This window comes from Pirellula sp. SH-Sr6A (genome assembly GCF_001610875.1).
GTDB lineage: Bacteria > Planctomycetota > Planctomycetia > Pirellulales > Pirellulaceae > JBKCUI01.
This window is the reverse complement of the sequence record NZ_CP011272.1, coordinates 131,530-143,912: the sequence shown is the minus strand read 5'-3', so window position 1 is coordinate 143,912 and position 12,383 is coordinate 131,530. Positions and strand designations below refer to the sequence as shown.

10 protein-coding genes are annotated in these 12,383 nt (G+C 55.1%); all 10 read left to right on the top strand.

Features of this window, described 5'->3' with window-relative positions; translation table 11 throughout:
* Positions 1-34 precede the first annotated feature (34 nt).
* The 10 genes from VN12_RS00460 (at position 35) to tnpC (ending at position 12,329) form a co-directional block, all read left to right on the top strand.
* A complete protein-coding gene (locus tag VN12_RS00460) occupies positions 35-445 on the top strand; it encodes a type II secretion system protein GspG (protein WP_146674981.1) in 411 nt (136 codons plus the stop codon).
* 124 nt (positions 446-569) lie between these two features.
* The gene (locus VN12_RS00455) at positions 570-1,355 is read left to right on the top strand and encodes a Tfp pilus assembly protein FimT/FimU (protein ID WP_168164115.1); all 786 of its coding nucleotides are present in this window, start codon (positions 570-572) and stop codon (positions 1,353-1,355) included.
* A gap of 3 nt (positions 1,356-1,358) precedes the next feature.
* Positions 1,359-1,946, top strand: a complete 588-nt coding sequence (locus VN12_RS00450) for a prepilin-type N-terminal cleavage/methylation domain-containing protein (RefSeq protein ID WP_146674979.1) — start codon at positions 1,359-1,361, stop codon at positions 1,944-1,946.
* A complete protein-coding gene (locus VN12_RS00445; protein ID WP_146674978.1) occupies positions 1,946-2,983 on the top strand; it encodes a prepilin-type N-terminal cleavage/methylation domain-containing protein in 1,038 nt (345 codons plus the stop codon). The genes VN12_RS00450 and VN12_RS00445 overlap by 1 nt, the downstream gene beginning before the upstream one ends.
* Positions 2,984-2,997: 14 nt before the next feature.
* Positions 2,998-5,649, top strand: a complete 2,652-nt coding sequence (locus VN12_RS26680; RefSeq protein WP_146674977.1) for a type II secretion system protein GspK — start codon at positions 2,998-3,000, stop codon at positions 5,647-5,649.
* A 36-nt stretch (positions 5,650-5,685) separates the two neighbouring features.
* Entirely contained in the window at positions 5,686-7,509 is a 1,824-nt protein-coding gene (locus VN12_RS00435; RefSeq protein ID WP_146674976.1) for a hypothetical protein, read from the top strand.
* A 2-nt stretch (positions 7,510-7,511) separates the two neighbouring features.
* A complete protein-coding gene (locus VN12_RS00430; RefSeq protein ID WP_146674975.1) occupies positions 7,512-8,711 on the top strand; it encodes a cadherin repeat domain-containing protein in 1,200 nt (399 codons plus the stop codon).
* A 324-nt stretch (positions 8,712-9,035) separates the two neighbouring features.
* On the top strand, positions 9,036-9,911 hold the full coding sequence (locus VN12_RS00425; protein ID WP_146674974.1) for a hypothetical protein: 876 nt from the start codon (positions 9,036-9,038) through the stop codon (positions 9,909-9,911).
* 191 nt (positions 9,912-10,102) lie between these two features.
* A complete protein-coding gene (locus tag VN12_RS00420; RefSeq protein WP_146674973.1) occupies positions 10,103-10,582 on the top strand; it encodes a transposase in 480 nt (159 codons plus the stop codon).
* Between the two features lie 283 nt (positions 10,583-10,865).
* Complete coding sequence (gene tnpC, locus VN12_RS00415; protein WP_146674972.1) at positions 10,866-12,329, top strand: IS66 family transposase; 1,464 nt, start codon at positions 10,866-10,868, stop codon at positions 12,327-12,329.
* Positions 12,330-12,383 lie beyond the last annotated feature (54 nt).

Here is a 12,383-nt window from a genome sequence, read left to right as displayed (position 1 = left end):
CCATTGGAAGACTCGTAAGAAAGGAATATTTACTATGAAAAGAAGACCAATTAGCAGAGGACGTCAACGCAGCGCATTCACGCTGATGGAAGTCCTCTTGGTTCTTATCATCATCGTCGTCATCGCAGGCTTTGGTATCCGAGCATTGACGGGAACTTTTGATCAAGCCAAGAAGAACCAGGCTAAGGCCATGTTGGGGATTCTTTCAACCTCGCTGAAGGAATATCAAATCCAGGTCGGTTCGTTGCCTTCGGCGCTCGACGCATTGCACCAGCAGCCTAGCGATTTAGCCGATCCGTCGATGTGGGTTCAGAAGCTTGACAAGCCAGTGCCTGCGGACCCATGGAATCGCCCTTACGAATACAAGCTCAATGGAACGGCGTTTGAATTGCGAAGCCTTGGTCCGGACGGTCAGTCGGGAACCCAAGACGACATTACTCCGTAGTCACTTCGTTCGTCGCCTGTTGGGCGATGTGTGAAGAACTCAGGTGGCATTTCCGATGCGACCGAGACCTCCAGCGCCATCCCCATCGGATGGCGATTTCCTTTATTGCAGGTCACCCCATTCCATGCCAACGAAAGGACGAACATCAACGAAGAGCCAACGCTTTTCGCATTGGCTTCGCTCCGTTTCTTGGCCGACGTTCGTACCTGCGTCGACCCACAGTCGCTCAGGCGTGACCTTGATCGAGGTCCTTCTCGTCCTTGCCATTCTCGTTGCGTTGGCTGGTATTGCGGCCCCGACTTTCGAATCGATGATTACGAGCCGGAGGCTTCGCAATGCTGCAGAAAGACTGGCCAACGATCTTGCGGAAGCCCGCGTGGAAGCAATGAAGAATGGGCAAGCCCAAGTCTTCAAGGCGACGTTGAATGGCCGCGACTACTCGATCGACGCGTGGCTTGGGACCTACGATGATATTGACGCTTCAGCGGGTGCGACCGTGCAGGACGCGACCGGTGCTGTGGTAGAGACTGAGGCTGCTGCCGGTGGTGGTGTTGCGACATCCGCCGAATCCACCGAGAGCGAGATCCAAGAGTTAGAAACCGGAGTTCAGTTCGCGTCGGTCGATACGTTGATCGATACTCGCAACGCAGCTGCTATCGAAACCGAAACAGGCAGCGTTCCCGTCGCAGGGGCTGCAGCACCCGTTGCCGGTAGCGAATCGAATCCCATCCTGCTTTATCCGGACGGTTCGACAACGACCGCTCAGATTATCTTGGCGGATGAAAAGGGCCGCCGAATGGTAGTTCAATTGCGAGGGGTGACGGGACAGATCAGTTTCTACGCTACCACATCGGTTGATCCCTCCACTTTGCCCGCCATCGAAGCCTCGACACCATCCGGAGCACCTTGAGCCATGACGCAGATCAAAGCAAAAAGATGCACCGATACCATTCGAGTCCAGCTGCCTTTCCTGCGGCTTGGTCGTCCTCGAAATTCTTCGGGAAAGGGACAAGCAACGCGTAGTGGGTTATCCTTGCTGGAGGTCGTCTTGGCGCTGGCTATTCTCGCGGTCTCGGCTGCACTTTTAGCGCAGATCACCCGACAAGCCACCGACAACGCTCTGTCGGCTCAAAAGCTCGCGCAAGCCCAAATGCTATGTGAATCGAAAATGGCAGAGGTCTTGGTCGGGGCCATTCCGATGGAGCCACTCGACTGGACCCTCAATGAAGACGGTTCGCTTCCCGGGCAATGGTATTACCGGTTGGAGACCAGCGCCACCGAGCGTGAGAATATGATTGGGTTGCGATTGGCAGTCACCGACAATCCCAATCCGGTCACCGGGAGCCCTGAATTGTTTTTCATCGTTCGCTGGGTCATCGATCCTAGCCTCGGCTTGGATAGTCCCCCCTCGAGCGACCCGACGGCCGACGGTTCTGGGGCGACCGGCATGGGAACGACAGGCGCAGGTGCAACGAGTGGTTCGGCGGGAGGAATTCAGTAATGAACACTCGCCGCATATCCGGATTCACGTTGCTGGAACTGATTCTGGCGCTGATGCTGACCGCCGTCGTAGCCGGTTTGGTAGGTTCGTTGGTCCAGCTCTATTTGATCAATCAAAGTTCAGGACGCGAGCAAGTAAAGCAAGCCCAGCTGGCCCGCGCAATCTTGAATATGATCGCCGAAGATATTCGTGCCACCGTGCGCTATCAGCCCTTTGACTCCAGCGGATTGAGTGAGATCCTCAGTGGCGGGCAAGCGGGTGGAGCGTCTGCCGGAGGGGCAGCCTCAACCAGCGCTGGATCGGGGGCAGCTCCCAGTGCTTTCGGTGCGGACGCGATGAGCGGGAGTGCCTCTCCATCGAGCGGGATGGCTTCCGGCGATGCAGGAGCAGCTCCGGTGTCGGCATTGCCACCCGGGATCTATGGGAGCGAAGCGTCTATCGAAATCGATATCAGCAAACTCCCTAGACCGGATGAGTACTATGCCACCGAAGGGGATATTTCTACGGGCACGCTCGGAGACATGCCCAGCGATATCAAGACTGTGAGTTACTACGTCCAAGCTCCCCGGCCGGACGGCGTAAAAGATCCACTGGGAGGATTGACGATCCTCGGAGCTGGAATCGAAACCACTTCCGCAGGGCCCGGTGGGTTGGTGCGGCGTTCGTTGGATCGCGCCATCACCCAGTATGCGTACGAGCAAGCATCGACGGACTCCCTCTTACGAACGGGAGAACTGGTGGCGACCGAAGTGATTTCTATCGAATTTCAATATTTCGATGGGACAATGTGGCAACTTCAATGGGACAGCAGTGTTCAAGGATTGCCAAAAGTGATCAAGATTACCATCGCATTGCAGCGTGAGGGCAAGGCCCGAACCAATCCGATGGAACCAGGTGTAATGATGTCTTCGATCACACCAGAAACCATGCGGGAGTTCGGCGTCGATGTGTATTCCATCAACGCGATCATCCCGGGTGCCCATTTGCTATCCGCTCCTCAAGCGTCGGGCAGTGGAACAAGTTCAATGGGCTTTTAAGGAGGAATGAAACGATGAGACGTTCTAAAAAAACTTCGATCAGAAAAAGGAAGGCCAATCACGCTTCGCAGTCGAAGCGGCGCGGCTTTATTTTGCTGTTGGTTTTGCTCGTCGTTTCGGCCATTTCGCTTGGTGCATTGGCTTACTCCCGCTCCATGCTAACCGGGCACGAGGAATCCATCCTGGCTGGGGAAGCAGTGCAAGCGCGTTACGCAGCCGATTCCGGTATCGACGCAGCGAGATTGTTCCTTTCGTACACGCGCGACCAGCGAATAGAAGCAGGTGGTACCTACAGCAATCCCGACTATTTCCAAGCCATTTCGGTCTTTCAAGGGAAGGGGGAAATGAACGTTTGCAACTATTCCCTCGTTGCGCCCGATTTGGACGAAGAAGGGTACTATGCGGGCGTTCGATTCGGGCTTCACAATGAATCAGCCCGACTCAATGTGAATGTCCTCCCCATCATCGATAAGCAGTTCAGCGTCCAACAGATCGCTCAGCAGGCCATGGGCCAAGACCTTTCCAGCCTCGGATTGGGAGGGGCGCCGGGCGGAGGTCTCGGCGGAGGTGGTGCAGGCGGGGTGGGAGGTGCTGGCGGATCTGGCGGAGGAGGGGCTAACGGTGCAGGCGGTGGTGGCGCAGGAGGGTCTGCTGGAGGTGCAGGTGCTGCAGGAAGCGGAACAGGTGGAGGTAGAGCAAGTGGTGGAATGGGAGGAAGTGCGATCTCCGGTGCATCAGGTGGTTTATCGGGCGGCAGTGGCTCCGGGGGCGGGACGGGCCAATCAGCTGCTGGCGGCGTAGGACGCGAATTGCTCATGGCCTTGCCCGGCATGACCGAAGATGTCGCCGATGCCATCTTAGATTTCGTGGATGAAGACGACGAACCGCGAGAATACGGTGCGGAGCGGGACTATTACATGACTCTCTCCACCCCTTATGCACCCGTAAACGGCCCGCTGCAGTCCATCGAGCAACTGCTGCTGGTTCGAGGCGTTACTCCGGACTTGCTGTTCGGTTTGGACCAAAATCGAAACGGAGTCCTCGACCCTGCCGAGGAGTCTGCCTTGTCGCAACTGGGAGAATCCCCGGATTATGTCAGCGGTAGCGATGAGGAAACCGAGACCGAGACTCCGGACTTAGGTTGGGCCGTTTACTTGACGCTGTATTCCAAAGAGCGGAACACCATGTCCGATGGATCTCCCAAGATCAACATCAACAATACCGACATCGCGACCCTTCAAACGGATCTAGAAGCAGCGGTCGGACCGGAGCTCTCCAGCTTCATCCTGGCTTATCGGTATATGCAGAACCAACAGGGGGCAGGGCAAGCTGGAACGGGAGGTGCGGGCGTCATTGGAGTGCCCGGACAAGGAGGCGGACCTGGCGGAGGCCCCAGCGGTGGACGCGGAAACAATGGTGGCCAAGACGGACAGGGTGGTCAAGGCGGGCCTAGAGGGCAAGGTGGCCCCGGTGGTCAAGGCGGCGGAAATCGTGGACCTGGCGGTCCCGGGGGGCCGGGAGGCGGATTTGGCCCAGGCGGCCCCGGAGGGGGCCCAGGCGGGAATCCCGGTGGAGGATTCCCGCGAGGCGGTGGAGCTCCAGGAGGGCGAGGAGGCCGTTCTCAGATTGTTATGGAAACCCTCCCCTTGATATTGCAGCAACCTCTCATGTTGACCTCGTTCTTGCAACAAGGTGGGCGGGGCGGATTCCAAGGCGGAAGACCAGGGCAGCCTGGTGGACAAGGTGGCCCCAGCGGACAGGGCGGACAGGGAGGCTTGCAAGGTGGCGGTCGTGGACCAGGACAAGGCGGACCCGGTCAACCCGGGCAAGGGCCTGGCGGCGGCCGGAACGGCGGTCGTGACGGAGGACGCGGCGGCGACAACGGTGGCCGGGGTGGAAACAACGGCGGCGACAACGGTGGCCGTGGCGGAAATAACGGTGGAAACAATGGCGGACCCGGTCGGGGCATGGGCAATGGCGGAGGAATGGGCCCTGGCGGTGGAATAATCGTTGGAAACCCAGGCGGAAATAACGGCGGGAAACGGATGGAATGGAAAGCCGAATACTTCGAGTCGATCGGAATCGATACGGCAAACCCACCCGCCGGACGTGTTCGTCAAGTCCTGGATTTGGTCGGCGCCGAGTTCACCGCCCAATTGAACGGCGAGCAAGTCACGTTTACGTCTCCCCTGGTGAACCAGCCCGTCGCCATGGCGATATACATGCCCATGATTATGGAGAAACTGACGGCTGTAACTGCGACGACCCTCCCAGGGCGAATTAATATAAATGAGGCGCCGCGCGAGATCCTCCGAGGTTTGCCCGGAATGACTACGGAGATTTTGGACGCGCTGTTGGAGGCTCGCGGAATGTCCTCCGATACCGACAATCGCAAGTACGAGACTTGGCCGTTGGTCGAAGGAATTATCACCCTTCAACAGATGAAAACGATCGCACCCTTGATCACAGCCGGTGGTGATTGCATGCGTGTACAAAGTGTGGGCTACTTCGAACAGTCCGCACGATATGCCCGCACGGAAGCCATCATCGACGCCAGCACCCAAGTCCCCACTGTTCTGCTCTATCGCAAACTGGATCACTTAGGGCGGGGCTTTAGCCAAACAACTTTGGGACAGCGAGCCATGGGCTTGGTCGTCCCTCAATAAAACCTAATCGACACTTCCCTTAACACCTCAAGACGAATGTCCAAGACCATCACCATTGACTGCGATCCAAAGGAAATGCGGATCGCGGTTGGCACGAGCGGCCTCACAGGGGTTTCGGTCGAGCAAGTACTTTCGGCCCCGCTCGATCTCGGGCCCAATGAAGATTTTTTGGAGAGTCCGAAAACCCTTGCGGCCCTTCAACTGCTCCTCAAAAAAGGAAACATTCGAGCCGGAAACGCCATCGTTTGCGTCGCGCGCAGCAACGTCGAACTTCGAGCCGTCCATGTCCCCACTGTCGATAAGAACGAAATGCCGGACATGGTCCGATTCGCCGCGCAAAGACAGTTTGCCAGCGTCGGTGACAATTGGCCGATCGATTTCGTCACGCTCGGCTTAACCCCGGATGGTATGACGGAGGTGCTCGCCGCTTCGGTCAATCCGGCCCGCATCGAACGGTTGGAGAAGATTCTCGAGGATAACGGACTTAAGTTTTCGCAGTTGGTCCTGCGCCCGATGGTCGCCAGTACGGTAGCCCTTCTTAAGAGGCCGGAACTCGCCAATCAAGTCACCTTGTTCGTCGATTTGCTTCAGCAAGAAGCGGATATGGCGATCGTGGATGGCAAGAATGTTGTCTTCATGCGAACCATTCGCTTCGATGCGGATCAAGACGAAGGGTCTCGAAACAAAACAATCAGTTCCGAAATCAAGCGAACACTTCTCTCGGCCGCATCGCAGTTCTCCAACTTAAGTGTCACCCAAGTCATAGTGTGGGGATCCCTCTCGGCTCGTGAAGCTTTGTGCCGAATCCTTACCGACAGCTTGTCGCTCCCAGTAAGCAGCCTCGATCCATTCGAACTGGCGGACGTATCGGCGAAAGCGAAAGGGGAATCAGGACATGAGTCCGGCAAGTACGCGGCAGCCATTGGTGCATTGTTTGCTCCCAGTTACCACGAGCATCTGATCGACTTCCGACACCCTCGCAAACGGATAGAAAAGAAGGTCCCAGTCCTTACTTACAGCTTGGCTGGTGCTGCCGCCGCACTGGTCGTCGGACTCGGCCTCTACTCGTATTTCGCGTCTCATGCCGATCTCGACCAACAGATCATCGCTCTCAACGATTCCATCAAGCAGAATGAAGGGGCGGTGAAGCTGGCAACGCAGAAGGAGAACGAATGGAGGAAGATCGAGGCCTTCCTCGCCGGCAATTACTCTTGGCTCGAAGAGCTGGAGTACTTGTCCAAAAAATCACTCCCGGCCGATCAAGCCATGTTTGGATCGGCTACCTTCTCGCTAGACGCCAAGGGAACCAACGCAGCTGTCTCGTCAAAGTTCATCTTCCAAGAAAGTGAAGATGCACCGGAAATGCAAGCCGCCTTGCGTGATCCGGATCACGAGATCAATGCTACGGGCATCGCTAAGAATCCAGATCGAACCAGCAAGTACCCGTGGTCCTCCGATCTCACCATCCGTCTCGCTGGACGAAAAGTCGAAGATCCGCGGAAATGGAAGTCTGTTCCGATTCCTGAGACTCGGACGGCACCGACCTCGGAGAGCAATACGAAGAGTGACCCGACTCCCACCGGGGCTCTCTCGCCAAATCCATCCCCCACCCCCGTCGCAACAGAGAGCACTACGCCCGCCAACAATGCGAGTGATGCCTCCCCTGTAACTCCCTCCCCCACTCCAAACGTAACGGTTGGGGCGCCTTCCACAACCACTTCCCCCCCCAATGTTGGTGAGGGGCAATCAGCTCCCAACACAAATCCCAATCCAAATCCTGCCCCGAACGAAGGATCGGCAGCTCCCACCCCACCTCCCAGCGCAGGCGAGAAATCCCCCACTTCCGAGGAGGGCAACTAAGCATGAACCAACGAGAGAAACTTCTAGCAGCGGGCATTGGCGTTATCGGCGTCCTCTTCGTCGGTCAGATGGTCTGGTCGAGCATCCAATCCGGTTTTGACATCAAGAAATCGGAAATCGATACGTTGACCAAGAAGAAAGAGGCCCAAGATCTGGAAATTCAGAAAGGACTCGTCGCTTCACAACGCATTACAAAAGTGACGCCGCGATCAGCATCGAAGAGCCGCGAGCTCGCGAGGGCTGAGTACGATCGATGGTTGATCGAATTGGCGACCAAGGTGAAGTTAATCGATCCGACACATACCGCCACGTCATCCGCGGAGGCTCGAGATAAGGACGGATTCCAATCGCACAAATTTCAATTGCGAGGCAACGGCACTCTGGCTCACGTCACGCACCTGCTGCACGAGTTCTACAGCAAACCTTTCTTGCATCGCATCAATCGTTTGGACCTTCGACCATTGGGAACACAACGAGACAAGAATCCCGACATGCTCGCGATCGTCATGGACTGCGAAGTCCTTTCGATCCCGACTGCAAAGGACAATCAACTTCCTCTTCAATCCGATCCAAGCTTGGTCGCAAAATCCCTGGATGACTTCAACAAGTCCATTCTTTATCGCAACATTTTCTCACCACCCAATCAGCCGCCGGCACTAGCTGCAACCCGAACGGTAGACGCTTTCCAAGGACTGCGCGTCGACTACAGCGTCGATGCCAAGGATCCAGATCCAAATCAATCGTTGAGCTACACGATCGATGGAGACGCGCCCGAGGGGCTCACCATCGATCCTGCTTCGGGAAAGATCAATTGGACAGGACGCGACTTGGGAGAATACAAGCTGAAAGTCGTCGCGACCGACTCCGGTTTGCCAGCGAAGTCCGCATCCCAACTGCTCACCATTCGCGTTGCGCCCCCACCCCCACCTCGCATCGAACCAGCGAAATTCGACATTGCTTCGCAGGCGAAAGTCACCGCATTGGTAGCAGGTCGGCAAGGAACCGAGGCTTGGGTCCATTCATTAATTGAAGGAAAGACCCACAAGCTTCGCAAAGGTGATGAATTGAAGCTTGGTGAAATACGCGGGAAAGTGCTGGAGGTCGGCGCGAACTTCATCGAGCTAGAAACCGATGGACGCAAGTGGACTATCGGCATCGAAGAATCCATCGCCGACGCCTTCAAACGTGGCCTCATCGATTGAGGTACGATTCAATAGACTCCACTAGGTATGGTGGCAGGGATTCGCAAACCTGTCGTGGCTAAGCTTTCGGCGAATGTGTGGAACAACCCACACATTTTGGGAAGTGACTCGCTGCATTACTTTGATGTTCGCGGTGATGCACTTGTGTCACCCACGAAAGGCAATAGGGTAATCACCTACCGATCGTTTGGTTTGCCATATCGCTCCCGTCTGTCTTGTAGCGATGCCATTTTGTTTGCATCCCGGTATTCCCTTTCGCCGCGATCCCCCGTCTTCCTCCGTCCCCACGTCGATCTCACCTAAATGCCTAATGCTCCATGTTCCATGCTTTTGCACTTCACGCTCTGGATGCTTGCCACGACAAGCGTCGTCGGTCAAGAAGTCGCAACGGGAGGTTCTGACAAGGACTGGGTGTACGTCGAAAACCACCAAATCAAAGTTGGTGTGCTTCGATCCCACGGCGGAGCCATGGCTTATTTGTCGGATCGCGGCACCAAAGACAACGTCCTCAACCACTACGACCACGGTCGACTGGTACAGCAATCGTACTATGGCGTCGAGGACGGCTCGAAGTGGGTGAAACAACCCTGGCGTTACAATCCCGTCCAAGGAGGAGACTATCGAGGAGCGGCATCCAAGTTGTTGGAATTCCGGTCGACAGATCACGAGATCTACACCAAGACCACTCCCAGGCACTGGGCAACGGGGGAACTGCTCACGGAGTGCATCATGGAGCAAACGATCGATCTGACAGGCCCGGTGGTTCGCATCCGCTATGCCTTCGAGTACACAGGAAACAAAGTCCATGCGGCAAGGCACCAGGAGACACCCGCAGTCTTTGTAGAACCTCGGCACAACCGTTTGTTCTACTATGAAGGCAATGATGCTTGGTCGGGACGTGATCTCAGCCAACGTATTCCGGGATGGCCGAATGAGTCGATCAAACTATCGGAATCGTGGGCAGCTTATGTGGACGATAGCGGTCAAGGGCTGGGCGTCTATGTCCCGGGATGCAACGAAGCGACATGTTATCGCTATATGGGAGGATCGGGATCCGATTGTTCTTACATCGCACCATTGCGAACGTTTTCCCTCCACCCAGGCTTGCGTTTCACGTATACCGCCTACTTCACCCTTGGAACTCCCGCTACCATTCGCACCCGCTTTCAAGCCATCAATTCACTCCCTCCCCAAAAGTAGCTAGCTACCTACGTATAGAACTTTGACCTTGCCCCCAAGTTTGATCCACTCAGAAGATTATTTTTCAGACTCCAGCGCGGCGAGATACAACCAAATGTTGGGCTCTGTGTATTCGGAAAAGTGGCGTATCCTGCTGGTGTAAATGTTACGTTTCACTAGCGGCACAACGAGGGCACAAGGAGTACGCCGAGATGAAAAATATGGTATTCGATGCTTCTGAACCATTGAATGGGAGGGAAGTTCTTAAGTTTGGAGCCGTCGAGAACGCCAGAAGCGTCCTCGCCCCAATTATCCAAGACGGGGCGAGAAGGATGCTGCAAACTGTTTTCGGAAGCGAGGTCGACGCGTTCCTAAAACGGCATTCGAACGAAGTCGACAATGAGGGAAGGCGACAAGTGGTTCAAAATCGATACTTGCCGTCAAGCGAGTTGGTGACGAGGGCAGGAACCTTCGAAATCCAACAGCCCCGTGATCGCGATAAATCACCAGAGGCCGACGATCGCGTTCAATTCTCCTCCAGCATTCTTTCGCCCTACCTTCGTCGTTCGAAGGCGATCGACGAGATCATCCCATCGCTTTACGTCAAAGGTATTTCCACGGGAGATTCCTCGGAAGCCTTGCAATCTTTGACGGGCGCTCTCGTGGATTCTCTTACCCGGCAGATATCGTGAGGCGAAGGCTTACAGCTAAAAGAAGAGCGAGGGGGCTTCAATTGCTGGGGATCCCCCCGAATGGCACTTGCGCTTTTCTTCTGATTTCGGAAGTTCAGGTTCTTATTGAACTTAAGTTTTAGCTCGCATTCCAGCAGCGATAAACTGCTATTCAAATAAGAGGCCTCACTTGCTCAAGATTTGGTTTACCAGAACAAACCGTAACCGTTCACGGGTCGCGCCAACAAAATGGAAAAACTGATCTAGACACGGAAGAGGTGTTTGGGACACGACATAGATTATCGTGTCTCCACCAACATCATCCCATCCGCTGATCCCTGCTGAAATCGACGCCGAGATGACTCCGGCGGTTCGGGCTTTTGTGCACGCGTTGATTGCTGGCTTTCAGTCCCAGATCAACATCCTGCAATCGCAGATCGTTGATTTAAATGCGAAAATCTCGGATCTCGAATCTCAAGTCAAGAAACTGACCCCTCAGAATTCCTCAATACCGCCAAGCAGCGTGCATCCCCACGCCAAAGCTCTTAAGAACAAACCCAAGAGCGGTAAAAGTCGTGGTGGACAAAAGGGACACCCTCGCCACCAGCGTGCGTTGGTCCCGGTTGACCAATGCGACTCTATAATTGCGCTGATGCCTTCGACGTGCCGTTGTTGCCAAAAACCACTGTCCGGCGAAGATTCTTCACCTATCCGTCACCAAGTTTATGAACTTCCGGTCATCAAGGCTTTCATCACCGAATACCAGCGTCATCGACTCCATTGCACCCGATGCGGCACAACAACATGTGCTGAGCTTCCAATAGGTGTACCGAGTGGACAGTCCGGACCGAGGCTGATTGCATTTACCGCATTACTGATGGGACACTTTCGCCAAAGCAAACGCCTAGCGTCGGAATTTCTACGCGACCTACTGAACATTCCCTGTTGCCCTGCAACCACCGTCAAGATGCAGGACATCGCATCGGCAGCGCTCGCCAAACCGCACGAAGAACTCCGGCAATCGCTTGCATCAGAGCGCAACGTCTTTATGGACGAAACCCCCACTAAGCAGGCCAACACCAAGGCCTGGCTGTGGACGGCCGTAGCAAATCAATTCGTCGTTTTTTCTGTTTTCGCCAGTCGCGCAGCAACTGCGATCGAATCGCTTCTAGGTTCTAATTTTGAAGGCATCATCAACTGCGACCGTGCGAAGATGTACTATGTTGCGAAACATCTGCAATGGTGCTGGGCTCACTTGATTCGCGATATCCAAGCGATGATCGATTCGAAGGTCCCGGATCGTGTCGGATTCGGTACTCAAGTCATGAAAGAGGTCAAAGAAGTTTTTCGTCTATGGCATCGATTCAAGCAAGGCCAGATCGAATGGGAGGAATTCCAGAATTCAGCGATCCCAATAGCCAAGAAGATCAATGAACTTCTGTACGCAGGAATGGGAAGTCACGATTCGAAGTTGCGGAATCAGTGTAAATCGCTGTATGTGCACCGAAACCGGTTATGGCTGTTCATCAGCAATCAAGGGCTTGAACCAACGAACAACCGCGCCGAACGAGCGTTGCGCAAGGCTGTCATTTATCGAAAGTTATCTTTTGGAACGCAGTCGGAAGGCGGCAGCAGGTTTATCGAGCGCATCTTTAGCGTTGCAGCAACATGCCGCATTCAAAATCGAAGCGTCTATCAGTACCTTGTTCGAGCCATCGAAGCCAAACTAACAAATCAGCCAGCCCCCAAGATACTCCCCACCCCGTGAACGGTTACGAACAAACCCAAGCAGGGCGGCCAAAGATGTTAGCATCATTTTACT